The sequence below is a fragment of the Aurantivibrio plasticivorans genome (assembly GCF_055392955.1).
This window is the reverse complement of sequence record NZ_AP036020.1, coordinates 1574521-1600041: the sequence shown is the minus strand read 5'-3', so window position 1 is coordinate 1600041 and position 25521 is coordinate 1574521. Positions and strand designations below refer to the sequence as shown.

Below are 25521 nucleotides of genomic sequence, written 5' to 3'. Positions count from 1 at the left end.
GACGAGTAAAAAATCCAGCAATACCGGAAGCCCAATATTTTTATAGGCTGACTTAGGTAATAAAAAAGCCAGCGATCCAACTAATAAGTAATCGATGATAACTTAGCAGTAGATTTTTGAATCGCCTATCCTAACGCAGCTCACCGAGAAACTCCCCTATTTTTCGTAGCACTATGAAATAGTGCGATGAACCTCTCACGCTTCGAGGTCACTCACTCAAAAGAAGATTTGAGCGCCACACAACAACGTGATCGACCAGAATTAATCAGTCATACATCAGTGATCAACATCCAAGAAGAAAAAATTTATCAAGTTGCAAAATAAATTTGCAAGGTAAGCTAGATGAATGGTGTAACTAGCGGCAAAGTGGTCGCGACTCGTTATTGCGGAAATATTAACGACTCGCTTTAAGAGACACTCGGTAAGCGGCTACAGCTGGTAGTATGCCAATAATTAACCCACCGGCAAAAATGGAGAGTGCGACAATCAAAGTAGAAACACTAAACATATTACCGCTAATAAATAAACCAAATTCAGATTCAAGATAGTGCCTCCCTATAAGCAAACCACACCACGCAGAAAGAAAGCCTGCAATCAAACCGGCGGCAGTAACGACCAATACTTCACATTCGACAAACAATAATATGAATCTTGGAGAGGCACCTAATGTACGTAACAACAACAGTTCTTGCTTTCGCTCCCTTAACGCGGTGAGTAGGACAGCGGCCATGCCGAATAAAGCAGCGACAAGTACTAGCAGCGAAATCAATTGCAGCACTTGCTCGAACATCGCCATCATTTGCCAAAGCTCTGCGAGCGCCACACCAGGTAAGAGCGCCGTCAATGGTTCTTTAGAAAAATTGTTAATCTGTCGTTGCAAACTAAACGTAGCAACTTTTGAACGTAATCCCAGCATAAATGCAGTAATTGATTCCGGCTGCAGTTCTTTTAGTATTGGGCCATCAAGCGAAAAATTCTCTACTGTTACCTCGGAATTCGCCAGCTGGACGCCACCACTCCAACCTAAATGAATGGCTTCCAAACCAGCCAAGCTAATGTGAACGGTTCTATCAACGGGTGTCCCTGTTGGGGATAAAATGCCTACCACGGTAAACGGATTTTCATTGTGTTCAACGAAGCTCGTGCTACCGATACCATGTTGCAGTGTAATATTGTCTCCAATCCGATAACCGAGTGTTTGCGCGACCTCGTAACCGAGAACGGCACCGAACACTTTGGTGAATGCAACACCGCTGCTAAACTCTAACGGCTGTTGTTGTCCATATTTAAAATGCTCAAAATAATCACTGGTGGTTCCCATAACACGATAACCACGATGAGAGTCTCCCAATGAAATTGGAATTGACCAAGCGACCTGAGGATGACTGACGATGTCCTGATAGCTCGAGTAGTCAATGTTGTTGGTCGCGCTACCCATTCGAAAGACGGAATACAAAAGCAAGTTAAGTTGTCCGGTCCTTGCACCAACGATAAGGTCTACACTCGATACGGTTTTGCCAAAACTGTTTTTAGCTTCGACGCGGACATGCTCAACGATTGAGAGAATAGCCGTGCTCAATGCAATGGAAAAAATAGTCAGCGCAATCGCTCCTCGACGACTCCATAGACTCCGCCCTGCAATTCGCCCTAACATACCGTCACCTTCTCGTTAGTATTCAATGATCGAAGGTCAACGACTTCATCAAATGCCGTCGACAAACTCATGTCATGACTCACGAAAACTAGTGTAGCGTTGGATTCGTCAACAACCTCTCGCAACAGCGTAATAAAACCATCTTTCGCATCGGCATCCAATGCAGAAGTGGGTTCGTCGGCAATAATAATTTCCGGTCGATTAATTAACGCTCTCGCAATAGCGACTCGCTGCTGCTGGCCGACACTGAGTTGAGTGGGGGTTCGATCCATTACTTCACTGGGCAACTGCAAACGTTCGAGCAAAGTAGTGGCATTATCTCTACTATGGGCTAACTTAGTTTGGGAAGAACTGAAATGAATTGCCAAACGCAAGTTATCCCACACCGACAAGTACGGTACGAGATTGAATTGCTGATGAATAAAGCCAATATGGTTGGCGCGGAACCTATCGCGCTTTGCCGCACTCAACGACGACAACGAATGACCGAGCACCACCACTTCACCCTCTTGCGCAACAAGCATGCCCGACAATAAATTCAACAATGTGGTTTTCCCCGAACCAGACGGCCCATAGAGAAACACTTGCTGCTGACTTTCAACTTGCCAATCATCAACACGCAGCACCTGCTCACTTTGCCCCCTGGAATAAGAAAAACCAAGATCACGCACACGAATGGCAGGAGGCGTATAAGGGCTCAAGTCAAGTCTCCTTGCTGATTAGTAGGTTGGGATTCAACATCTAAAAAGTATGGTGTTATTGTTGCTACGAACGCAGACCGATGCAATCTAACACACAAAGCAATCCACAGTGTGATAACATATCATAATCAAAAACGCCAATTGAGGGCTAGTCCTAATGCGCAGCCAGATCAAAACATTCATCGGCATGAGTAGCGGCTTAGTAATAGGTTTATGCGTGTCTGTTTTGTGGATTCTACCAAACAACAGTTATCAGGCTGTGGCCGCTGACACCACCGCCCGCGAAGACTCAGAGTATCAAACTATTCAATGGGTAGACCTAATCCCAGAGGAAGATTTAGTCGCTCTATTAAACCCGCCTAGCGTAATCGACGAAATCCCAGATGGGTCCATCGATGACTCGATTGAGAAGATCGGCGAGCTCAACAAAAACTCACCCTACGGACGCGCGTTAAAGTCTACGCAAATCATTCCTGAGTTTAACGATAAGAAAATTCGCATACCCGGATTTGTCGTACCACTGGATAGCGATGAAGATCAGCGCATAACCAGTTTCTTTCTTGTTCCCTATTTTGGAGCCTGCTTGCATTTGCCACCGCCACCGCCGAATCAAATTATTTATGCAGAGTTCCCAAAAGGTCTTGTAGTTGATGTGTTATATGACCCGTTTTGGATTGAGGGAACTGTAAAAACGGAGATTAACAGTACGATGCTGGGCACATCCGCTTACACGATGACAGTTGATCGAATAGAGATCTATGAAGAATAAACGCGTCAGTAAAGGTACTGTCTACGCTTTAAGCTGACTGCAAGATTTGCACACGCCATGTAACTCTAGTTGAGGAGTACCCAGCGTAAAGTCAACCTGTTTTAGGCTAGCGCGAATAGCATCGATAATCTCTTTTTTGATACCGATTTCGCTCACATCCTCACATGAATCACATATCATAAATTGCGGAACATCGTGAGTGTGATCACAGGCTATATGCGAGCACGCGATAAATTTGTTAATTGAGCTAAGCTTGTGGACCAGGTTTTCTTCGGCCAAAAAATCAAGCATGCGATAAATAGACATTACCGGCAGCGAATCATCGAAATACTCCTTATAACAATCCGCAATTTCATAGGGCGATAACGCGCGCCGACTTCTCAACAACGTTTCTAGCACATTGCGACGCTTTGCGGTAAGCCTTGCCCCCGTCTCGCTACAGGTTTGTTCCGCACTTTTTAAAATTGTCTTGATACTAGCAGTCGCCATTTTCGATAAAATTCCCAGTGATCTGCAAAAGGAGAGTTAGAAGCCTACCAAACGACGTCAGCAGCCTACCGAAAAGCAGTGTAGCAAATAAGATATCTAACATGAAACACAGACGGCTAGACTGATACCAAGCAATTGCTGGGATCAATGAGCGTGAGCTCCTGGTCAACAGGGTTTATAACTTCAACCTTGCTACCCAAGCAGTCGTCCAGCTCAATTTCCGTCAAAACGTCGCCACTCAAGTTATAGCCAAATACACCTCGATCGGTGATAAAGACTCCCTTGGCTCGTTCAACCTGCAGCCCACTAAACCAAGTAAATAAGGAATCATAGTTGAATACCTGATCCGCAGAAAAGCGCCAACCCCGACTTCGGTAACCATTGCCGGCATTCTCAACCTCTACAACACCGGTTTCAGAGAAAGCATCTGCCCAATCCTTACCCAAATCATCCAAAAGCTGAAATCTAGGCATCCCAGCTGACTTGGCCGCTTGATTGAGAGTGCACCCCGTCAACAGAGAAACATCAAAACGCCCCTCTCTCGCGAACACTAGTGTCTTACTCGAATTATGACTGTCGTAGAGCGCTTTAAGACTTTCTTTATCCTTATTGGAGTAAAGGTCGACTTTATTGCCCACAATAACATCCGATACCTCCACGTGCTGCTGATAAGTTTGATGCGTGTAGAACTTCGGATTAGATAGCTGTCTCGCGTCTACCAACGTCACGGTTTTTTGGATCTCAAGCGTATCACGATAGTGATCAGCTGAAAGTACTTGCAACACTTCTATAGGGTGACCTAGCCCCGTAGGCTCAATTAATAATCGATGCGGCTTAGCTCGATTCAATAGTTGAGCAAGCGCGATCTGCATTGAGAACCCCGAAGAGCAACACATACAGCCGCCAGGGACTTCTCGAATAAATACCCCACGCTCCTCCGAAAACTGCCCCTGAAATAGCTCGCCATCTATACCCACCTCGCCAAACTCGTTAACAAGAACCGCCCAGCGTTCATTGCAACGCTTTTGCTTTAACAAATTGATAATAGCCGTGGTTTTTCCTACACCAAGAAACCCGGTAATGACATTTGTAGGTACTGCGCTAATGCGAATCGGATCCGACATTGCAAATCACTCGAAAATAAAATGCGTGAAGCTAGTGACACACCTCGTCATATCGCAACCTCACCCAGCAAAGCGCCTTTAACGACGCAAGTTTTTGAAGCTCCCTATGGCAAAGACGATAGTGTAGAAAAGCATAGGAAGAGCTAAATAGCTCATCGAACAGGTGACCGATATTTTTATCAGCATAACGCTGAACTCACTTCATCAGCCATTAAAATTTTAGGCTATTAGCGTTCTTATTCAATGGTGTTGAACCTTGCATACCGTTAATGATCCACTGAGTGCTTATATCCTCAAACCCTGAAAACTGTTCGAATAGTTTGATCTGAATTTTTGGCGGTATTCTACTAGCACACAACCATTGATAAGATAGTTTCACATCTTTGTGAGAATCATCTCTAGCCTCTTCCTGATGATCAACATTTGCCTTACCAAACCCGTTCTCTGATGTTTGGTCATCTCCCGGTTCTAAAAATGGAAAATCAATAGCTATACTGACTAGCTCGCAAGAGGGGCTTAACTCAATCAACTCTTCAGGTTGCTGCAATAATCTCGATATACGTTGAACCTCTGCTCTCTGTTGATCGGTAAGCGGTTCGTGTTCAAAACCTAAAAAGTTGGCTAACGGGGACTCCAGCTCGAAATAAAGTCGATTGCTATCATAAACCAGAGCAAGATCGGCCGATCCATGGCTATGTACAGTATGGCTATGTACAACGTGGTGAAGTGGCTGCTGAGAAAAACATATTCCAGATTTGACGGTAAGTAGTAACAATACCAGTAAATGCTTCATCGGTTCCTCGTATCTTCAACAAATTAAAGAGGCATAGTACATTGAGTTCACGCAAAATCTAATGAGAGCAGCAAGCGAGGATTATCTGGCGTTGCACCAGGAGAACGATGTACCAAGCCAAATCCTTCGTTACCTTCCCATGATTCTCCTTTTAGTAAGGCGATAGCACGAGTAGGGATCATCTGGATCATTTCTTTGCCGGAAAGCAATCCGGGTTGTTCATCGGGAATTCCAAAACTCGCAGGACCCAACTTGGTACGGTCTACCACGTGATTTGGCAACCATTCGGTCGAACCTCCGCAGTAATTGAGCAATAGCCTGCAAGGCACTCTATCCACATGAAATTTAGGGCACATGGCGCAATCAAGTTTTGTTAGGCGAAACCCTACGGATCGAAGATCAAATAAACAGGCGAACATTTCTATCGTTTGCATTAGGTCAGCAATAAACCAATCTCGAGCCGGATGTTCGGGTAACTGTTTTCCAAGCTCATTTTCAACGGCAGAAATGGCTATCGATTTTTGGAATTGCTGAAACTGCGAACCACTCGCGACCAAAAATGCTGTGTATTCACTCACTGTCGCGTTTTCTTCACGAAGCCAAACTGCCAAATTACATGAGGGGTCATAGATCCGAGTCAACTCATCCAAGTCTGATGATATAATTACCGACTCCCTTAATTCATTTTGTGCTGTTTGCATAACTGATTAACCTAGTTAGTCGCGGTTATTGGAGTCATTATTCTTCGCTCATTTGTGGAAATGGATCGCTTAGGGTTTCCCAATATTCTCTGCCCTTTAACACATCTTCTTCACTGAGTAAGCATTCATCCAATTGCGCTTTTATTTTAGATTCGTTTAATCCCTGTCCAATAAACACCAACTCTTGACGCATATCACCAAAAGGCTCAATCCATTTCTCATGGATAGACTCTAAATACTCTGGATCATCCGGCCAGTTCTTTTGCGGCACGGCTTTCCAAAACATGCCTGCAAAGGCGTAGCGTGCGATACCACCCGCCTGATTCCACTGCCACGCGAACTCGGGGCGAGAGGCCAACCAAAAATACCCTTTCGAGCGAATCAGTTTTCCTGAGGCTGTGCTATTTTCCGTTGCTTGTTCAAAGTCATATTGATGAAAGAAGTTATATATTTTCTCTGGGTGAAAAGGCCGGCGCGCCTGGTAAACAAAACTAGCAATTCCGTATTCTTCGGTCTCCGGCGTATGCTCACCCCGTAATTCTTTTAACCAACCGGGAGCTTGTTGGGCTCGCTCAAAACTAAATCGACCGGTGTTCACGATGCACTCGATGGGCACATTGCCATGTTGAATTCCGTGTATTTCCGCATCACGGTTGAGGCCACGCAATATGCCATACAGGCGCTGTGTTTCTTCAGGCTCGATTAAATCTGTTTTGCTAATGAGAATTACATCCGCAAATTCCACCTGGTCAACTAGCAGGTCAGCAACGCTACGTTCATCCTCCTCGCCTAGAGACTCTCCTGTTTCCTGTAATTGCTTGGCCGCCTCAAAGTCATGCAAGAAATTCACGGCATCAACCAAAGTGACCATGGTATCCAGCCGAGCTACATCCGATAAACTCGTACCTTCTTCGTCTGCAAAGGTAAATGTTTCTGCTACGGGAAGAGGCTCTGAAATGCCTGTTGATTCAATTACCAAATAATCGAAGCGCCCCTGCTTGGCCAAGTCGTTCACTTCGAGCAGCAAATCTTCACGTAATGTGCAACATATACAACCATTGCTCATTTCAACGAGCTTCTCTTCACTGCGATTTAACTGCACCTCACTTTGCACTGTATTCGCATCAATATTAATTTCGCTCATATCATTAACAATGACAGCTATTCGCAAGCCTTCGCGATTATTGAGCAGGTGGTTCAATACCGTAGTTTTACCCGCCCCTAAAAAACCCGAAAGAACCGTCACCGGTAGTTTATTAATCATGCCATGCTCCAACATTTAATCCGTAACACTACACGTGTGCCTTGTCATACCCACAGCCAACGCGTTGTCGAATTGGGACATCAATTTTCTGAACCCAGTACGACCTCCCCGCTATCTCTCAAGCGCGACGCGAATTCCCAAAACTGTCAGAAAAAATGGCGTCGAGGAGACGCCAACTAGAGGGGGAGAGACCTTATTAAAAAACGAGGAAAACACCATCACCTACATCCAACTTACTTAGCGAGCGTTCATTACCAAAAGAAGACAAACACGCTAATAGACAGAAACTCGATATAAACAAAGCATCTCAAACTGTTGATATATGTTATATCATATCTTTTTGAAGTTTCAACCTCTCCAACTTAAGCCGCGCCGGTATCTTAGAGTGAATAAATCAAGAGCATACATATAGAAAGGATTAAGCAACGAAAGAAAAGGTCTCAGCGGCGGCAAGACTCCATGGAGCACAAAGACGTAACCCATGTAATCTCGTTTCCCTACGAAGCACAATAGAAACCGAGGACGCATTGCCCTACAGAACATTAAACTATCGAAGTAAAGAAAAATTGGAGCGGCGACAAAAGTGCAGGAAGCACTTTTGGACAGCGCGACTAAGCGCTGCCCCGAAGGGGTGAGCCACAGGACGTGGTGAATCAAACGAGATGCAATCTCGTTTCCCTACGAGCTCAAATAGAACACGAGGACACATTGCCCTACAGGGCATTAAACTATCGAAGTAAACAAAAACTGGAGCGGCGACAAAAGTGCAGGAAGCACTTTTGGACAGCGCGACTAAGCGCTGCCCCGAAGGGGTGAGCCACAGGACGTGGTGAATCAAACGAGATGTAATCTCGTTTCCCTACGAGCTCAAATAGAACCCGAGGACACATTGCCCTAAAGGACATTAAATTATCGAAGTAAACAAAAACTGGAGCGGCGACAAAAGTGCAGGAAGCACTTTTGGACAGCGCGACCGAGCGCTGCCCCGGAGGGGTGGGTCACATGGACGTGATCCATCCAACGAGATGTAATCTCGTTTCCCTACAAGCCACAATAGGACCCGAGGACGCATTGCCCTGCACGATACTTAACTAACAAAGGAGTGAAAATTGGAGCGGGAAACGAGATTCGAACTCGCGACCCCAACCTTGGCAAGGTTGTGCTCTACCAACTGAGCTATTCCCGCTTTAGGAAGGTCTGGCCTATGCCAGAGCCATGTCTCACAAACTGCTTGAGCCACGGTGTAAAAATGGCGTCCCCTAGGGGAGTCGAACCCCTGTTACCGCCGTGAAAGGGCGGTGTCCTAGGCCTCTAGACGAAGGGGACCTAGATATCTGAAGGCGTGCTGCCTGTCAGAAGAGGTGCGCATTCTAAGGACACCTTGGGTGACTGTCAACACCTTTCAGCAAACTTATTTTCGACCAAAAACAAGCACTTACGCTGCGGGGGGATAAATCGTATTTCCTGGCTATACTGAAATAGATAGCTATACAAAGGCTAACTTGAATATACGCCTTTAAACACCAGCTGAGTCGGTCACTTTTGCTCCATGATGGCCGCTTTAAGCGCACGCCGCGCTATTTTGTAACGCAGGAAAATGGCATGTCTTCGGTTTTTATTGTCGGCATTATTATCGTGGTACTCGTGATGCTCGTTAGCTATGCTTTTGTTTTCCAAACCATGGACAACAAGAAGAAGCAACGCCAACGCCTGCTTACCGCACTCAAACAACGAGTGGGGAATTTTAAATACATGCTGAGCGGCTTCCCCGAAGGATTCTTAACGAAAGACCTAACCGTGCTGGTTTACCGCTGCCTCATTGATGTCACCGAGCAAATATCCCGTTTAGATGACAAGAACCCCACTACCGTTGAAGAACTACAAACTTATCGCGCGCAATTGACGGAAGCACAAGGTCGATCCGACAACTCTCGGCGAGTCCATTTAGAAAACCCAAAACAAATTAAAGAAGTTCGAACCCAGCTACAGGAGCTTCATAAATTCATCGAAAAGCTAGCGAATAAAGGCACAATCAATAGTAACCAAGCAAAAGGCTACAGCAAGCAGGTGGCTAAACTTATTCTACAGATTTCCGTAGATGGTTATCTTACCCACGCGAAACAGGCTCAAGGGTCTGGCAAGACTCGCCTTGCTGCACACTATTACACACTGGCGAGAAAGCTTTTGGTCCGAGAAAACAGCCAAAAAACATACAGCAAACAAATCGAACAACTCGACGGTGCTATCGCACGCTTAGAAGAAAAACTCAAACAAGAGGCCAGCCAACCACTCCCAGATAAAGCTGGCGCACCGCCAGCAAACAAAGAGTGGGCTGACTTTGAAAAAGAAGAAGATGGCTGGAAAAAGAAAACCGTTTACGACTAGTTTTTCGTTTGCTTTAGGCTCTCCATAAACGCTGAAATTCTGCGTGCGTTTGCCCCCAAGTCGCTCTGCCCTACCCTCGACGCTGATCGAACATCGATACGAGATCCATTCCCGGCTGGCGAAATACGAATGACGATATCGTCTTTAAAGCCAAACATTTTGGTTTCCGCGTAAGCTTCGATTCGCATAGCTTGTTCGTTTGCCTCTACCAGCTCCCACCCCATTTCAGCAGCGGCTTCCATGGCAGCATTAAAGGCTTCGGTTGGCGTCATAGCGCTTTCAAGAGGCTGGATGTGTGGATAGGCCTTTCGTTGAAGCTCGATCACTTTCTCAGATATCTCCAGTGAATTGTGACTCGAATCGCGAATGCGTTTCACCGCTACAAATTCAGGCGGATTATCCAGATCAGTCGATATATCGTGAATGGCTGGAACACTCAGGTTTGACGGGCCTACAAACACGAGAATAACAACCAATGGAATAAAGCCCAGGAGCGCTGCGATCAGTGAGGGCTTGAGCCACGTCATCTTCGAGAAAATCACTGAGTAGCCAGCCGCTAGCATGCCGACGAGTGCAATCAACATCACGACCACTAAACCTAAACCAAAAGCGCTGAAAGCCTGCTTGAATGGCAGTACCGAAAACTTGTGCCCAACTAACGCAACCAACATGACCGCTAGCAAAGCGATTTGCGTGCGAACCAACCAGAGTGTCCATACAGAATCTGAAGACATGATGTTTCCTTATTTAAAATTTAGGATCTTTACAATATCAAAGCGGGTAATTATCGCCGCTGGTATACGAAACAATTCGGCTTATAGCGCACATAGGTAACCCGGATTCGTCATGCCATTGATTAAAAGCGTGCTGAACCGCTTTGAGGTCACGCTGACTCGTAGGCGTCTTATCAATCACGCCTTCTCGGATCATTACGGTGACGACATCGTCACTCATTAGAAAGGTATCCTTGCCAACCATTCGCAAAAAACGCGACCCTGATTGACCACCCATTTGTGCACCTTGTTTCTTGAGTAACGTCCATAACCCAACGATATCTGCTACAGGCCATGAACCTATTAGCTGCCCAACACTACCGTGTTCAGCGATTACATCCAACAACCAGCGGGCATTCTCTCGTACGGCTTTAATTTTGCCAAAATGACGTATTATGGTTTTATCATGCGCAAGGCTTTCCAGCTCTTCATCACTAAAGCTTGCAACACGCTTGACGTTGAATTGCTTAAACGCTTTTTCAAATGCCGGCCATTTGCCATCCACCATCGAATGTTTGAGACCTGCGCGGAAAACTCGACGACTCATTTCTGACAGATAACGATCATCTCCCAGGTTAGCCAGTGCTGTCGCCGACTTCGGCTTCGGAAGGCTCTCCTCGATAGCTTTGCGACTGCCTTTGCGCTTAACAGCTTGCGCTAATACGTCTTCGAAAGCCAACATCATTCACTCTCGCCGGGTTTGAGATCGAGAGACGCACTATTGACGCAATAGCGCAAGCCTGTGGGTGCTGGACCATCGGGAAATACATGCCCAAGGTGACTATGACAATTCGCACAAACGATTTCAGTACGCTGCATCCCCAGGCTGTTATCGACATGCTCAATAATGCAGTCGCTTGTGGCTGCCTGATAAAAGCTTGGCCAACCGGAACCAGAATCGTACTTGGTTGCTGAAGCAAACAAGTCAGCACCACAGCATTTGCAGGTATAACGGCCCGGAGTTTTTTCATCCCAGTACTGGCCGGTAAAGGCACGCTCAGTACCTTTTTCACGGCATATGCGAAACTCCTCAGGCGTCAGCTTATCGCGCCAGATTTCATCGCCCGTGAGATCGTCATTTCCTGTGGAATCTGCCATAATCGGAGAACCTCATTATTACCATTATTCAACCAGCAAAGGTTACTAATGGCGAAACTGAGTAAGTAAACATTGCTGGCCAGCGATGGTACGAAAACTACCAGGCGGCAAGCAACCCTATTTGCATTTAAGAGTACCTTATCCAGCGTGTATGAAACAGTTACTGCAATCGACTAAATTAAGCGACGTCTGTTACGACATCCGCGGCCCAATCCTCGATCAAGCTAACCGACTTGAAGAGGAAGGCCACCGTATTTTGAAGCTAAACATTGGCAACCCTGGTGCCTTTGGCTTCGAGGCACCTGAAGAAATCATCCAAGATGTGATTTACAACATTCGAGAAGCTCAGGCCTACACCCACTCTAAAGGTCTCTTTGCCGCGCGCAAAGCCATTATGCAAGAGTGTCAGCAGCTCAATATTCCTGACGTAGAAATGGATGATATCTACCTCGGCAATGGTGTTAGTGAACTGATTGTTATGGCCATGCAAGCGCTGCTTAACAACGGCGATGAAATGTTAATTCCCGCCCCAGATTACCCTTTGTGGACGGCATCGGTGAATTTGTCTGGCGGTAATGCGGTTCACTATCGCTGTGACGAGTCATCTGACTGGTTCCCGGATATTGACGACATAAAAAGTAAAATTACCGATCGTACTCGCGGTATTGTTGTTATCAACCCCAACAATCCAACTGGTGCGGTCTACAGCAGAGACTTGTTAGAGCAAATTGTTGCACTGGCACGAGAGCACAACCTCGTGATCTTCGCCGATGAAATCTATAGCAAGATTTTGTATGACGACGCCACCTTTACACCAATGGGAAGCATTGCCGATGATGTGGTTTGCATTAGTTTCAATGGTTTATCCAAATCCTATCGGCTTGCGGGTTTTCGTTCTGGGTGGATGGTCATAAGCGGTGCTAAACATCGAGCAAAAAGCTACATCGAAGGCTTGGATGTTTTAACCTCAATGCGACTATGCGCTAACGTGCCAGCAATGCTTGCGGTGCAAACTGCTTTAGGTGGCTACCAAAGCATTAACGAATTAATTTTGCCGGGTGGGCGATTACTAGAACAACGCAACATAGCAATGGATATGATCGACAAAATCCCAGGTGTTTCTTGCGTTAAGCCCAAAGGTTCGATTTACCTATTTCCTAAAATTGACCTAGACATCCATAAAATCCACGACGATGCAAAAATGGTCGAAGACTTTTTAGTACAAGAGAGGATTTTGCTCGTCCAAGGAACAGCATTTAACTGGCCTGAGCCCGATCATTTTAGAATCGTGTTTTTGCCACGCGTTGATGAACTCGGACCGGCAATAGAAAAGTTTGGTCAGTTTATCGAACGTTATTCGCAAGATTAATCATTAAAACCGCCAAACAACGTTCGCAATCACTAAACCACTTGGAAGCCAAGCGCTTCTAAGTGGTTTTTTATATCAGGTGCTTTATCTTTTAGTTTAACCTGGTAGTTGTGAAATTCTCGACGGTATGGGTACTGTTTACGCAGGCGATCAAATACCTCGTTGACCGCGTCTCCACCTGTTAAATCACCTCTCAAGCGATTGTCATCGTCTAATGTGTCGTACACTTGACGAATACCATCACTCGCGGCAGAGAACACTGAACTCTCGTCAACCATGAGCGGGCTTTCAGGCTGCCATTGATCAAACTGTTTTGCCGTCAAGGTAGGAGTTACTCCAACGAATTGGCAAAATGCTTTGTAAGCCATTTCCGTTCCAAGAACTTTCCCATCCACGCTATGGCCAGCAATGTGGGGCGTACCAAGATTCACCAGATCTAACAGCTCCGTACTGATTGATGGTTCCTGTTCCCACACATCCAGCACAACACGTAAATCTTTTCGTTCCTCTAAAACACGACGCAAGGCATGATTATCAACTACAGCACCTCGACCCGCACTGATAAGAATGGCATGTTGTTTCAACTTCTTTAAGCGTTCTTCATTTAGCAAATGATAGGTTGGGTGGCTACCTTCAACGGTTAAAGGGGTGTGCAAGCTTACAACATCACAACTCAGCACATCATCGAGCGATGCCAAATTGAAGCCATGTGAATTATCTATAAGCGGGTCGTAGCCAATACAATCTGCACCTAAGGCTACTAGCTGCTTATACAGACGCCCACCCACATTTCCACAACCCACAATACCAACACGTTTCTCAGACCAATTCTCTTTAAGGGCAACCAAACTGCTTAATACGTATTGCACTACGGAATTCGCATTACATCCTGGAGCACTTGACCATTGAATACCCACTTCATCAAAGAAATGCGTATCAAAGTGATCAAAGCCTGCAGTACAAGTTGCGACAAATTTAACCTTCGAACCTTCTAGCAATTCACGCCCTATTTTGACAACAGACCTTACGATTAACGCATCAGCGTCCTCAACTAAGTCTGCTGTCATGCTGCGTGGCGGCATCGTAATGACGTCGCCAAATTCACTGAAGAACTCGGTAATAAGTGGAATATTTTCATCAGCGACAATTTTTTTCCGGGTATTTGCCATCGTTAGATATTCTTCAGTCGTAGTGCTTTGGTGACTAAACGCGGAAAGCCCATTCGCTCAAAGAACTCTTCCATTAAATCCTCACTCAACCTTTTGTTGCGCCAATTGAGCTCCGATACTGAACAGCCTAGTTCAATGTTATCGACGATACGCGTTAATTCTCGTGCCATATATATTTGGTCTTTATAATCACTGAGTTTTTCTGCCAAACTTTTCGCACCTCTCACCGGCAACAAACACAAGTCTGTTAAGTTGTTGAAAATGCCGTCAATGCAGCCATGGGCCGATAACAAGGCAACCGCCGATTTTGGTCCCACCCCAGGCACTCCGGGAATATCGTCAATCGCATCACCTACTAGGGCTAGATAATCAGCTAATTGATGCGGATGTACGCCAAAACGGTTAAATAACCCGTGCTCATCAAAGCGATCGTCTTTCGCGTAGTCCCAAAGGTAGTCTTGCTGACGTAACACAAGTTGGCCAAGATCTTTGTCGCGAGTGAGAATGGCAATCGGTACGGGACTCTTTCTCAAGCGCTTCACTAAGCTGCCTATCAGGTCATCGGCTTCATATTTATCGCTAGCAAATGTTTTGATACCAAGAATTTCAGTCACTTCCCGGCAAGCCTCAATTTGATAAGCCAGCAATTCATCTGCCGGAGGTCGACTTGCCTTGTATCCGGAATATATTTGATTGCGAAAGCAACTACCCAAACTTTCATCAAAACACGCGGCGATTCGGTTTGGCTTTTCGGTTTCCAACAAGCGCAATAAAAATGTTGTGTAGCCGTAAACAGCCGCAGTTGGATACCCCTCACGACTGAACCAATTGTCAGGCATCGAGAAGTAATATTGAAAAATATAAATGGATGCATCGATTAGCAAGTGGGGTTTTACCACAGGATCTTTCATCTATAACTGATCCCTTGTGTAGTGCTCACTAGATAAAGGCTGCTCTACATTGTAGAAATCAGCCAAGCGTGCCATAAACCGCGCTGGTCGAATCGATAATCCGTCACGACAGTAGCGTTGCACTTGATCAAGAACCGCATCTTTAAAATGTTCACTCAAACCTACGGCTGCATTCAGATTATCCGCGCTCAAGCGAAACCTGTAACCCGATGCAGCCGAAAAGATCCACTCTAATGCTTGTGGCTTCACTTCTACGCGCTCAAACAACTGTTGCTGTTGGGCATCGCGCCCATCAGGCTCATACCAATACCCATAGTCTTCCTGCTGTCGACGCGCACTGCCTGCGATACACCAGTGAGAGACTTCGTGTAGCGCGCTGGCAAAATAGTCTCGCGTGTAATAGATGGTGCTAGTCTCTGCTTCTACCCGACCGGGTGAGTAAAGTGGCTCAGTCGCCCCACCCACCAGCTGTGTTTGAAAGTCGATGAACTCCTGGTTGAATAGGCGCTCTAAGTCGCGAGACTGGTGGTGAGTGGTTGCAGATTGATCAAGTACTGACATAGAAAACTGCTAAGTCACGTGTTGGTGGCCCTGTACAAATTCCGCAGTAACGCGCGGAAAAACTGGGCTAACGCATAAACAGGAGAGGGTTCACCCAGCCAATGCTGAACAAAATGCGACCAATTTTAACTTAGACCAAAAAATAATTAACAAAAAGTTGTGCTTTTGCCCAACTGCATATACCTTATGTAGTGATGGCTACTATTTTCAACCACGCAACGCGTGGGATAGTATTCTTCAAGAGCCCCCATAAAGGAGGTGGTATTATGAAGACCTCGTCCACTGACGACAACTTCGATAATGTCGTCGATTTCTTTTCAGGCCGTCCCTACTCCTCTCTTGCGGATCAACGCTTTATTCGTCTGGCTCCTGAGCTTGATGGATTAGAGATGTTGTATTCCAACGAAGCAAACCCAGACAAGCTATTTAGCCTTAAAGTCCTCTGTTGGGGTCTAAGGGCCAATGGCGATGTGGTTGGCCTCGTACCTTGGTTGGATGACATTGTCGCTTGCCCCGATATTTGTGATCCACTCAATGGTCAATGGGAAGGGTATTACGACGCTGGTATCGACGATATATTTTTCGAAGCCCCCATTCACAAAGTTGTAGAACTGGAGACTGCCGCCGAGTATTACGAAGCCATTTGCGACGACGAGACTGATATCATTCAGGAAATCCCTGACATGATTGGGACTCATGCCGTGTTTTCTGCCAATGGATTTCAAACAATTACCCTTACGGAAATTGTAAGCTGGCGACTCCACCACGATGGCGTGATTTGCGGTATGGCCGCAGACGAAAGTTTAGTGGAAACCACGCCGGTTTTACCCGGTGATGAAAGCCTCTATCCGGTCCAGGCCAAGGAAGAGTTTCGCTATTTCTTCCAGCACCATATAGCCAACAGGCTAAAATCGCATGACCCAGAAGCACTGGCTGCGATTTCCTTACTCGCGGACGATTCGGTTTAGCCACCCAATCTACGCAGTAAAACGAGAGTTTATGGTTTAAACACGTACCTATGTGCGTGTTTACACTGAGGGGTTAGGTCGCTCCAATGACTGCGGCCGCTCTTCTAAACTTTGCGAATTTGGAAGCACCAGGTTCCATCGGTGCCCGCTTCGCCCAAACGTTTCTCCTCGCACTGCTCAGGAGTAATAGCTTTCTCACTCACTAAAGTATGGCCTAGATAAGTACAAAACTTATTCACATCCCTCGACGTCGATGGGTCGGTCGCAAATAATTCCAGTACTTCGCCACTGTCAATTTCACGCATACCGCTGTGCAGCATCATTAGCGGTTCTGGACACAGCAACCCCGTAGCGTCGATGGTTTTAGAAATTTTTTCTGACATCAATAACTCTCTCTCAGCTACCCGCTCCAACAAACTCTGCTATCCGATCCGCAGCTCTAATTAAATGTTCTTCGTGGCTATGGCCTGATCGCTTTCGCGGCTTTAAATCATGATCGCCGTCTGCAAGCCAGTTGATCGCGACGCTTTTCGCTAGCTTATATTGTGAGACAGTTTCTTTATTACCTAGACTATCGCGTTGGCCTTGGATAACCAACGTTGGCTTTTTTATCTGTTGCAACGTCTCGACGCGATTTTTTTCGGGCTTTCCAGCCGGATAAAATGGGAATCCCAAACAAACCACACCGGCACACGCCAATTCATTCGCAATAATGGCTGCCATCCGACCGCCCATAGATTTCCCGCCAATGTAGGTCGGAACAGTCGCTGCTTGTTGCTGGCTGAAAACCATTCGCCAAGTATCCAGTAATTCGGGCTGGCGATTAGGAGGCCGCTTTTTACCAGTTGCTCGCCGTTCGGCCATATAGGGGAATTCAAAACGAACCACATCAATATGTCGATCGGCCAACAACCGGGCTATCTGCGCCATAAAAGGCGAGTCCATAGGCGCACCAGCCCCGTGAGCAAGTAGTAGTCGCGCTACAGCATCGCCGCGTGCTCGATCAGTAATCGTCGGTATCGCCACTAGTTTTTGCCTGACTGATTTCTACAAGAAATTGCTGCGCGTCTTGCTTGGTGAGAATATTGATTGACTCGGAAAGGCCGTCAAAAACCAACACCAATTCTCCTCGACGCAATTGCGCTTTCACCTGATCAATTTTGGTCGAAAGGTCCACTTCTTCTTGGCCATAGTCCGTACCCTCCCGGTGAACAACAGATTCAATCACCGAGTCCAAGGTATCTGAGGGCAGACGATCATAGGGAATAATCATATCGACCAATAGCACTACGTAATTTATCGAAGGCTGGCAATTCTGCCCGAAACAGCTCTAATTTGCCATTGAGTTAGGGAGCTCCAACCAAAAGTTTGCTCGCACCCTTGAGCAAGGCGCTAATTGCCGTCACCGACGATGTCTGCTAGCGTTAGAACATAAACATAATAAATGGAGTGCCCCCGATGACTCGACAAATCGTGATGACCACTATCTGCAATGACCGGCCAGGGATTGTAGAGACATTGTCTCGTACAGTGTCAGAAAATGGAGGCAATTGGCTGGATTCTCATCTTTCACACTACGCTGGTAAGTTTGCGGGCATTATTCATGTCAGCGTCACTGCGGAAAACTGTGAATCACTTATGGAGCAACTCTCAGCACTGGCAAACGATGGGATTCAGGTCACTGCTGAACTTGCAGAGACTAAGGCAGACCCGCATCAACAGCATTGGTCATTCACCTTATTTGGTAATGACCGACCAGGAATCATAAAAGAAGTTAGCCAGGCCCTCGCCCACTACCATATTAACCTTGAGCAGCTGAGTTCACGCTGCACCACCGCAGCCCATACAGGCATACCGCTATTTGAAGCGGAAGGAATGATTAGCTTACCAGACACTGTTGATATTGATGAACTAGAGGACCAGCTTGCAACAATTTCAAATCAACTTACCGTTGATATTCAATTAGAGGAAGCGCAATAGCGGATTAACTCACCAAGCCTTGCAGCAAGTGCCCAACAATGTACGCCAAGGCCGCGGCAGCACCGCCAATTAAGACCGTTTCACTCCCGGAGCGTAGAGGGCTATGGTTGACGAACTTCCCTTTCAGCGCGCCGACAATAAAAAAAGCAATTAGAGTAAGCGCGCTGCTGATATAAAAAGGTGAGCCAACAGTGGCCGGGCGCCACCAGTTTAATAAAAACGGGACTAATGGCAGCGAGCCGATCAATGCAAACGCCCAAAACGTTACCCACGCTGCCATACCCGCATTGGTCGGAGCAATCGACAAACCGTGCTCTTCTTGAATCATGGTATCGACCCAACGTTCTTTATCCGACGTAATTACATCGACAATATGCTCGAGGTTATCTCCTGTAAAACCCTTTGATGCGTATATCTGACGAATTTCTTCCCGCTCACCTTTTGGGTTGTGCTCAATTTCAGCAAACTCTTCTTGGCGTTCATTTTCGAGATGTTGGTTATCAGCCTTCGTACCGAGGTAATTGCTGATCGCCATACTAAATCCGTCGGCTAAAATATTAGCTAACCCTAACACTATAATAACGCTACTCGACAAACCCGCGCCGGCGACACCTGAGACAACCGCGAATGTCGTGACACCACCATCAATTCCGCCGTACACGAAATCCTTAACGTAAACTTGCCTGGGTTCAGTGGAAAGCCGTGCGGCGACAGCCTCGGGGCTGTGATCTTGATAAATACGTCGACGAGGTTTGCCCCACATAAAATGCCTATTTATTGTTATTGTAAAACTTCGCGCCAATAGATAACGCGATCATGACCACGATAATTTTCAAACCGTACAATAACACGAGGATGGGTTGTATCGGAATGATCTCCATCAAGATTCCAGTCGCCTTGTAGGTAAGGCAAACCCGTTAAGTTGATATCAATCGGATAGGCAGCGATAACGCCAGGTGCGCCGTATTGGATACCCGCTTTGCCGTTACACATACCAATAGCGGCCCCTGATAAACAATCGTCAAAGCCAATGGGATCAGAAAAATCAAAAATTGATGTCGCACTTCCGATCGTCACTGCTATCGTATCAGCCGCTGCGTTAATAACCGACGTCGCGCCGACGAAATTCACTGCTGATAAAGGCAACTGCGTGCATTGATCGTTGATGTTAGTAACAAATTGTACTCCATCCCAATATTCTGTTTGCCACACCATAGGAATAGGCGCGGACTCTGGCCCATGAACGTCACGCAAATACAGCTGCCCAAATATGGCATTGAGCACACCGGATAACTCAGCCGTGTTGCAATTGCCCGCCGCAACACAATCTCCGGCTGTACTGGGATTCATGTCGAGTAAATTGAAGTCCGCACCATCGGCATCGCTAACTTGAACACCAAGTTGTAACGCGTTAAAAGGGCCATCAGGAATAACATTCAAGCCAATATCCATATCACGTTGAAAATCGGCCGCTGTATCAACTAGGCTGTAAACACCGTCATCCCACGTTGAACTAGCGGTAACTAAACGATTCGATAAATTCACGCCATCATCGTTATTTTCTGATTGAAGCGTTACGGAACCCGTTATGTAATTCAAATCTGTATTGTCGTAATTGACGACACTTACCCCAGCGCGATTTCGAGCGGAGATGTCGTAGCTCACGGAGATACCTGCATCGCTCATATAGGTATAGCTACCCGCAACACAACTATTGCTTACAGCGCTGGCAACTAAATCAAAATCGACAGGATAAAAACGTCCGATATCTGCCGAAGCATTCCCAGTAATATCGCCCGTCCCTAAATAATCACCGTCAGCAACGCTTGCAGAGATTTGCATAGTGCCAACTTCATTCCAACTGAGAGAAATATTGGTGAATTCTCCCGGATTAGATGCAGAAAAACTCGAAGGATTAGTTAACACGCCCACACTGCCCCCAATAGGGAACGTTAAATTGGCTAAATTAACTGTGACAGATTCTACAGTGGTTTCATTACCATAATTGGGTGTCAAATTTCCGGATGCATTTCGCGCTTCAACAACCACCGTGAAAGGATCACCCGCGGCGACAAACCCTGAACCGCTCGACGTCGTACCGGGGTTTGCAACCGCAGCCGGGGTTTCTACCGTCGTCACCTCCAAGGAATCTGGCTGCACCACGAACTCACTACTCGTGCCGGTAATAGTTATCGCCGGGTCATCATTTTCTGGGGGTAAATTGAGTTCTGTATGCAGTCGAATTTGACCCACATCAGTGTAATTAAATGGAATGGCTGCAAAGCCATTCGCATCAAACGAAAGGTTAACGGTACTGTAATTTATAGCAGCGCCAAGATCGTTCGCCGTAATGGGAGTACTATTGAGCGAAAGTGTTTGGCCAGCGATACATGAGGTAGGGTTGCGGCATTCAAACCCAAGTTCAACATCTCGATTGGTGTTTTGTAACCGCGCCACACAGGCGCCGGTATCTGTGCTTGTTTCTACCACACGCAAGACCAAGTTCGGGTCGGTCACTGCAGCGACTTGTGTCGGCAATGCATTTAACCCGGTATCACCGTAGAACCTCACACCCACATCAGTAAACGTAATGTCCGGATCTGCGCTAGCGGATTCAAGCGCGATGCCATCTGTTACATCAATGTTTAATGTGGCGGGTGTGGTTTGTTGCAAGTATTTTGTCGCAATACTCGTAGTGCCATCGAAAACGTAGGTATTTCCCCCGGACCAAGTTGCACCGGCAGGTGTTGTTGATAACGTTAAGGTAGTGCCGCTGAGCGGATCAACTGTAGCGCCACCTGCATCATAGGCTGTGATGGTAATCGGCTCACCTTCACAGGTAATTCCGTTACCCGAGTGGGATATTTCGTAATAACTGACGGCCGTATTCGCACAATAATACAATCCCGCACCCAAAGGTGTCGGCCCACTGGGAATGGTGACGTAACTGCCGCTGGATGGCGTACTCCACTGTAGCCGAATTTCCGACAAGCCAAAATTCTCGTAGTACTCTAGACTAATCGCGTAATGCTGCCCGGCAGTTAAGGTCACTGCTGCACTGGTATCAATTTGAGCCGCATGGTCGGTCCAATTATCGATAATTAATTGGCCACCCACTCGCAAACGTACGCCGTCATCCGAAATAGTTCGAAAATAATAATCACCCGTTTCTGTAACGCGGATGTAACCGTCCCAAGAGACCGAGAACTGGTCGGTACCTATTCCTGGAACACCGGGGCTACCGCTGCCCCAATTAAAATTCACCACGGTATCAACTCGAGTACCAACAACACCGCCAGACAGACTAGTGCCGTTATAGTAGCTACCCACTAATCCACCTTGCGGTGTTTCGAGCGGGCACAATTCCGTCGCACAGGGATGCGTTTCGGCCATAATAGCCGTTACCACTGCATCCGTTAGCACTCCATCGTAAACACGTACTTCATCGAGCAGACCTTGAAAATATTCGGGGGAGCCGCCGGTATCTTCAATCCGCCCAATACTGGAATAACTATTACCAATAACCCCAGTGGCGATACTACCGCTCGCATCCAATGCACCATCGATATAAATTTTATAACTGCCCGCCGAGTGATCACGTGTCAGCACAATATGATGCCAAGCACCATTATTAATTGATGTACTCGATTTAGTAGTAAAGTCGTTCGCAACAGAAATCCCGATACGCCCTGAAGCGTCGAGCCATCCCCAAAAAATATCGTCGGTACCGCCGGATTCTTCCACGCCCGCAATACCGGGGGCTTGCCATCCCGTGTTATTTCCCGTTTGCGTCGTTTGAATCCAAAACGCCATGCTCGCGGTTGAGTTGAGCGTGCTAGATAAACCGCTCCACGTGAGATAATCATCGACGCCATCAAAATCACCATAGCGACAAGTGCCAGGATTGGTAGCGATCGCCGGATCTAATTCACTCGTTGTAACACCGCCAACCGCGGTTGCATTATTCCCATTGCCACTTGAGTCGACAACCTCACCACTGCTACCGCTCCACGATAATTCTTCCATTTGCCATTCAGCGATTAACGTAGCCGCAGCGACCGCAGCTTCGGTAATAATCACGTCATCAATGTGCCAATAGTCAGCGTTGGTATTACCATCAATCACCCAAAATCGAACACGTAGACCGTTATAGAGTGCATCACTGGGTAAATTATAAATGGGTGTGAAAATTTCCCCTGGTGTTCCATCACCGGCAAACTGTTCAAGCGTGACCCAGGAGCCATTATCATTTAGATATTGAACGCGTAAATCTTCTCCGGAATCTGGGTCTTCAGAAAAACTATCGTTACCTCGGCGAATCCACAGTGTTAAATCAACGCCGATCCCCTGCGCATTGATAGAACGGCTCGATTTCAATGTCAATGTCTGTGAACCTTGGCGTATAAATGCAGAATTAGATGGCGATAAAAACGTATCACTACTGACGCCCACATCACTTGTACTCGACCTATCCCAATCGCTATTGAGGTCGCCATTATTATTAAAATACTCTTCAAATAACACATCGCCCGGAGCGGATTGAACGCTCAACGAGAAACACACCAACAGCGCTGAAAAAATGAGTGTGTTGTAATACTTAGGGTCAAATAGCATCACACTTCTCACTGTAAATAGGCCGACACTGAAACAGTGCGCTGCGATGTGACATTACCAGAGCCACAATTCGCCTGACTCGATATGGTAAAAAATGTCGTAGTATTACTCGCATCAACAACACTTTGACAATTAACTTGCGTACGACACCCGCCCAAGCCAGCCGCATTAAAATTAATCACCTGTCCATTACTGGAAGCACACGCTGCCGTACCGGATGCACGCGACGTTGGTGAAGCGGTATCATAAAATACTCGCGACATTCCATATTGTGCCCCAGCTTCCGCCGCGTAGAATGTTTGTGTTGAAATTAACTCCTGTGCGCTTGCGACACTGGTATTCGAAACCAATCTCCCAAGAGTGACCGCGAGCAATGCCATGACAATGACAATAAACGCCGCCAAAGGCATCAACCATCCACCCTGTTTTTCTCTATAGTTATGAGTCCGAGTACTAAGGAACATTTCTCACCATTACCTGGTGACGAATCACAATCTGCTCACCACCTTCACGAAAAGGCATTTCGATATCCACAATAGTATTTCTATCTTGCGTTCCATTGGTAATAGAAAATGGCAATTCAGCCGTAGGGTTAACACCCTCAGCCATTACGATACCGGTGTTAGGTGGGGAGCCGGTTAGAGAAGCCAGGCTCGGTAAACTTCCGCTACTGGTATAGCCTTCATGCAGACGCAACTCGCCACCATCTACGCAAGCTTGCATCGGTAAACCACCAATGAAAATTCGCTTATTAACAGAATTGCGCAAAAACTGTTTTGCTGAAGTAAGACTTAAAACATTAGGTACTGAACTAGAATTAATTCCTGCGTAGAGTGCCACCGTGTTACCACCGTATACCTCCGCACTTGTCAGTGGTGCGACGATGACGTACTCACTACTGCCAACATCAAACCCCATGGGGCCAGTGGAAATTGACGATGTTGCAGAGGCACCGTTATTGGTATCCGGTAATTCTCCAAGATAATGACCACCACCCACAACCGGTATCCATTCAATACACAGGTTATTTGCGCTGACACGAATACTGTTAGGCACCGCGATCCGCAAATAGCGTGTGAGTTGCTCTATAGACTGACGGGCAGTTTGAATTAATCGAGTCCTATTAACCGTGTCGTGATATGCATTGGCGGTTTGTAAAACAAAGGAGCTGCCCATCACTGCAAGAATAGTGATAATCACGATGACTGCTATAAGTTCAATTAAGGTAAAACCTCGCTGTTGCATATCTCTGCGCATGATCTCTCCTAAAAGTTTGCCTTGTAGGTAGAGAGCGTCACGATACCACCGCCAGGAGACGTGACATCCACGGTGATGAGCCGCGCTTGTGCAATTGCCAACCCGAGGTCACCACCCGCGTTAGACACTGTAACCGAGATACTACAATTAGCCCTACTGTTGTCGACTTGCCCATCATAATCGCCGACATCATCGAAATCTGAATCGTTGCTAATTCCAGCGCACGCCGTTGCACCCGTTTCAGCACTACCACATGGCGGCACACCGCCTGTGGGAGAATTCTCATCGAATTTGCGAGCCATAATCTCATCAAGTTTTGCTTGAGCGCATTCCAATGCACGCACCTGAACAATAGGGTCAACACTATTTCCCAGAAATGCGCTGAACGCTGTTACCAGTACACTTAAGCCGACCGACACGACGATGATAAAAATTACCGTCTCAATTAAAGTGACACCTACTTGAAAGGATTGTCGTCGGAAGTGATTAGTGCGCATAGCCACTGGCCTCCACAGCAACCGAAGCGCCTCCATTATTAAGGGAAATAGTCGTTGGCGTGGTTCGCCCTAACTTATCGAACGCTAAAACACCTGTGCCTGCGGTCACACTAACACCGTTTTCAAAACTGATTGGATATTCTACGCCAGGAATAACAACACTATTGCCGTTTTCCCGCACATCAATTGACGCAGTGTTCACTACGAGTGTGATTGGGTTTGATACGCTAGCGCGCGCCATAGCAACTTGTTGAGCATGATTGGCGGCCGCTACAACTGTATCGCGACCGGCAAGAAGACTCGAATCAGAAATATTGAGTCTCGGTAGGGTAAAAAAAGTCAGAACACCTAAAATGACGATGATGGTCACAAGTTCAAGCAGCGTAAAACCTTTTGCGGTTCGCCACGCGCTGAACATAGTAGACCACCTACGTCGTGCCAGAA

The 25521-nt window shown here is 46.7% G+C and carries 28 protein-coding genes and 2 tRNA genes; 6 read left to right on the top strand and 24 right to left on the bottom strand.

The annotated features are described in order from the left end of the window. Positions 1-186: 186 nt before the first annotated feature. Complete coding sequence (locus ACZ5NB_RS07175) at positions 187-324, top strand: hypothetical protein (protein WP_460232350.1); 138 nt, start codon at positions 187-189, stop codon at positions 322-324. 70 nt (positions 325-394) lie between these two features. On the opposite strand, the gene ACZ5NB_RS07170 is transcribed toward ACZ5NB_RS07175, so the two are convergent. After that, positions 395-1654, bottom strand: coding sequence for an ABC transporter permease (locus ACZ5NB_RS07170; protein ID WP_460232349.1), 1260 nt, complete (start codon positions 1652-1654; stop codon positions 395-397). Then, positions 1648-2355: an ABC transporter ATP-binding protein gene (locus tag ACZ5NB_RS07165; RefSeq protein ID WP_460232348.1), complete on the bottom strand. Its 708-nt coding sequence runs from the start codon at positions 2353-2355 to the stop codon at positions 1648-1650. The genes ACZ5NB_RS07170 and ACZ5NB_RS07165 overlap by 7 nt, the downstream gene beginning before the upstream one ends. 157 nt (positions 2356-2512) lie before the next feature. Here ACZ5NB_RS07165 and ACZ5NB_RS07160 point away from each other — a divergent pair, with 157 nt between their 5' ends. Continuing rightward, complete coding sequence (locus ACZ5NB_RS07160) at positions 2513-3124, top strand: DUF3299 domain-containing protein (RefSeq protein WP_460232347.1); 612 nt, start codon at positions 2513-2515, stop codon at positions 3122-3124. Positions 3125-3145: 21 nt separating this feature from the next. Here the strand turns inward: ACZ5NB_RS07160 and ACZ5NB_RS07155 are convergent, their stop codons facing one another. The 7 genes from ACZ5NB_RS07155 to ACZ5NB_RS07125 all read right to left on the bottom strand — a co-directional run bounded on the left by ACZ5NB_RS07155 (position 3146) and on the right by ACZ5NB_RS07125 (position 8821). Then, positions 3146-3613 carry a transcriptional repressor gene (locus ACZ5NB_RS07155; RefSeq protein ID WP_460232346.1) on the bottom strand — a complete coding sequence of 156 codons (468 nt, stop codon included), beginning with the start codon at positions 3611-3613 and terminating at the stop codon, positions 3146-3148. A 116-nt stretch (positions 3614-3729) separates the two neighbouring features. Further along, on the bottom strand, positions 3730-4737 hold the full coding sequence (locus tag ACZ5NB_RS07150; protein ID WP_464107890.1) for a CobW family GTP-binding protein: 1008 nt from the start codon (positions 4735-4737) through the stop codon (positions 3730-3732). 211 nt (positions 4738-4948) lie between these two features. Next, positions 4949-5530, bottom strand: coding sequence for a ZrgA family zinc uptake protein (locus ACZ5NB_RS07145; protein WP_460232343.1), 582 nt, complete (start codon positions 5528-5530; stop codon positions 4949-4951). Between the two features lie 47 nt (positions 5531-5577). Continuing rightward, entirely contained in the window at positions 5578-6231 is a 654-nt protein-coding gene (locus ACZ5NB_RS07140; protein WP_460232342.1) for a DUF1826 domain-containing protein, read from the bottom strand. Between the two features lie 37 nt (positions 6232-6268). Next, positions 6269-7495 (bottom strand): zinc metallochaperone GTPase ZigA, encoded by a 1227-nt coding sequence (gene zigA, locus ACZ5NB_RS07135; protein WP_460232341.1) that lies wholly within the window; start codon positions 7493-7495, stop codon positions 6269-6271. Positions 7496-8605: 1110 nt separating this feature from the next. Continuing rightward, a tRNA-Gly gene (locus tag ACZ5NB_RS07130) sits at positions 8606-8681 on the bottom strand. A gap of 64 nt (positions 8682-8745) precedes the next feature. After that, a tRNA-Glu gene (locus ACZ5NB_RS07125) sits at positions 8746-8821 on the bottom strand. Positions 8822-9097: 276 nt separating this feature from the next. Between ACZ5NB_RS07125 and ACZ5NB_RS07120 the strand changes: the two genes are divergently transcribed. Next, positions 9098-9880, top strand: coding sequence for a hypothetical protein (locus ACZ5NB_RS07120; RefSeq protein WP_460232340.1), 783 nt, complete (start codon positions 9098-9100; stop codon positions 9878-9880). Here the strand turns inward: ACZ5NB_RS07120 and ACZ5NB_RS07115 are convergent. Genes ACZ5NB_RS07115 through msrB form a run of 3 tightly spaced genes read right to left on the bottom strand, consistent with a single transcriptional unit; the run spans position 9877 to position 11751 of the window. Further along, positions 9877-10614: a DUF1499 domain-containing protein gene (locus tag ACZ5NB_RS07115; RefSeq protein WP_460232339.1), complete on the bottom strand. Its 738-nt coding sequence runs from the start codon at positions 10612-10614 to the stop codon at positions 9877-9879. The two genes, ACZ5NB_RS07120 and ACZ5NB_RS07115, sit on opposite strands and share 4 nt — an antisense overlap. Before the next feature lie 37 nt (positions 10615-10651). Further along, entirely contained in the window at positions 10652-11338 is a 687-nt protein-coding gene (locus ACZ5NB_RS07110) for a DNA-3-methyladenine glycosylase I (protein WP_460232338.1), read from the bottom strand. After that, complete coding sequence (msrB, locus tag ACZ5NB_RS07105) at positions 11335-11751, bottom strand: peptide-methionine (R)-S-oxide reductase MsrB (RefSeq protein ID WP_460232337.1); 417 nt, start codon at positions 11749-11751, stop codon at positions 11335-11337. The genes ACZ5NB_RS07110 and msrB overlap by 4 nt, the downstream gene beginning before the upstream one ends. Positions 11752-11902: 151 nt before the next feature. Here msrB and ACZ5NB_RS07100 point away from each other — a divergent pair, with 151 nt between their 5' ends. Beyond that, positions 11903-13120 (top strand): pyridoxal phosphate-dependent aminotransferase, encoded by a 1218-nt coding sequence (locus ACZ5NB_RS07100; protein WP_460232336.1) that lies wholly within the window; start codon positions 11903-11905, stop codon positions 13118-13120. A gap of 32 nt (positions 13121-13152) precedes the next feature. Here ACZ5NB_RS07100 and pdxB read toward each other — a convergent pair whose 3' ends face one another. From pdxB to ACZ5NB_RS07085, 3 genes are read right to left on the bottom strand one after another with little or no spacing between them, the layout of a single operon-like run. Beyond that, positions 13153-14289: a 4-phosphoerythronate dehydrogenase PdxB gene (gene pdxB, locus ACZ5NB_RS07095; protein WP_460232335.1), complete on the bottom strand. Its 1137-nt coding sequence runs from the start codon at positions 14287-14289 to the stop codon at positions 13153-13155. A 2-nt stretch (positions 14290-14291) separates the two neighbouring features. Beyond that, entirely contained in the window at positions 14292-15200 is a 909-nt protein-coding gene (locus ACZ5NB_RS07090; protein ID WP_460232334.1) for a 5'-3' exonuclease, read from the bottom strand. Then, positions 15201-15761, bottom strand: a complete 561-nt coding sequence (locus ACZ5NB_RS07085; RefSeq protein ID WP_460232333.1) for an elongation factor P hydroxylase — start codon at positions 15759-15761, stop codon at positions 15201-15203. A gap of 266 nt (positions 15762-16027) precedes the next feature. On the opposite strand from ACZ5NB_RS07085, the gene ACZ5NB_RS07080 reads away from it, so the two are divergent. After that, positions 16028-16729 carry a hypothetical protein gene (locus ACZ5NB_RS07080; RefSeq protein WP_460232332.1) on the top strand — a complete coding sequence of 234 codons (702 nt, stop codon included), beginning with the start codon at positions 16028-16030 and terminating at the stop codon, positions 16727-16729. Between the two features lie 104 nt (positions 16730-16833). Here the strand turns inward: ACZ5NB_RS07080 and tusA are convergent, their stop codons facing one another. Genes tusA through ACZ5NB_RS07065 form a run of 3 tightly spaced genes read right to left on the bottom strand, consistent with a single transcriptional unit; the run spans position 16834 to position 18002 of the window. Continuing rightward, a complete protein-coding gene (gene tusA, locus ACZ5NB_RS07075) occupies positions 16834-17112 on the bottom strand; it encodes a sulfurtransferase TusA (RefSeq protein WP_460232331.1) in 279 nt (92 codons plus the stop codon). 13 nt (positions 17113-17125) lie between these two features. Next, complete coding sequence (locus ACZ5NB_RS07070) at positions 17126-17755, bottom strand: alpha/beta family hydrolase (protein WP_460232330.1); 630 nt, start codon at positions 17753-17755, stop codon at positions 17126-17128. Further along, complete coding sequence (locus ACZ5NB_RS07065; protein ID WP_460232329.1) at positions 17733-18002, bottom strand: YheU family protein; 270 nt, start codon at positions 18000-18002, stop codon at positions 17733-17735. The genes ACZ5NB_RS07070 and ACZ5NB_RS07065 overlap by 23 nt, the downstream gene beginning before the upstream one ends. 185 nt (positions 18003-18187) lie before the next feature. Here ACZ5NB_RS07065 and ACZ5NB_RS07060 point away from each other — a divergent pair, with 185 nt between their 5' ends. Further along, a complete protein-coding gene (locus tag ACZ5NB_RS07060; RefSeq protein ID WP_460232328.1) occupies positions 18188-18709 on the top strand; it encodes a glycine cleavage system transcriptional repressor in 522 nt (173 codons plus the stop codon). A gap of 4 nt (positions 18710-18713) precedes the next feature. Here ACZ5NB_RS07060 and ACZ5NB_RS07055 read toward each other — a convergent pair whose 3' ends face one another. From ACZ5NB_RS07055 to ACZ5NB_RS07030, 6 genes are read right to left on the bottom strand one after another with little or no spacing between them, the layout of a single operon-like run. Further along, positions 18714-19472, bottom strand: a complete 759-nt coding sequence (locus ACZ5NB_RS07055; RefSeq protein ID WP_460232327.1) for a VIT1/CCC1 transporter family protein — start codon at positions 19470-19472, stop codon at positions 18714-18716. Positions 19473-19489: 17 nt separating this feature from the next. Next, positions 19490-23323 (bottom strand): DUF6701 domain-containing protein, encoded by a 3834-nt coding sequence (locus tag ACZ5NB_RS07050; RefSeq protein WP_460232987.1) that lies wholly within the window; start codon positions 23321-23323, stop codon positions 19490-19492. A gap of 8 nt (positions 23324-23331) precedes the next feature. Then, positions 23332-23787, bottom strand: coding sequence for a hypothetical protein (locus ACZ5NB_RS07045; protein WP_460232326.1), 456 nt, complete (start codon positions 23785-23787; stop codon positions 23332-23334). Then, complete coding sequence (locus ACZ5NB_RS07040; RefSeq protein ID WP_460232325.1) at positions 23777-24580, bottom strand: prepilin-type N-terminal cleavage/methylation domain-containing protein; 804 nt, start codon at positions 24578-24580, stop codon at positions 23777-23779. The genes ACZ5NB_RS07045 and ACZ5NB_RS07040 overlap by 11 nt, the downstream gene beginning before the upstream one ends. Positions 24581-24588: 8 nt before the next feature. After that, a complete protein-coding gene (locus ACZ5NB_RS07035; protein ID WP_460232324.1) occupies positions 24589-25077 on the bottom strand; it encodes a type IV pilus modification PilV family protein in 489 nt (162 codons plus the stop codon). Beyond that, positions 25067-25495, bottom strand: a complete 429-nt coding sequence (locus tag ACZ5NB_RS07030) for a prepilin-type N-terminal cleavage/methylation domain-containing protein (RefSeq protein WP_460232323.1) — start codon at positions 25493-25495, stop codon at positions 25067-25069. The genes ACZ5NB_RS07035 and ACZ5NB_RS07030 overlap by 11 nt, the downstream gene beginning before the upstream one ends. Positions 25496-25521: the final 26 nt, after the last annotated feature.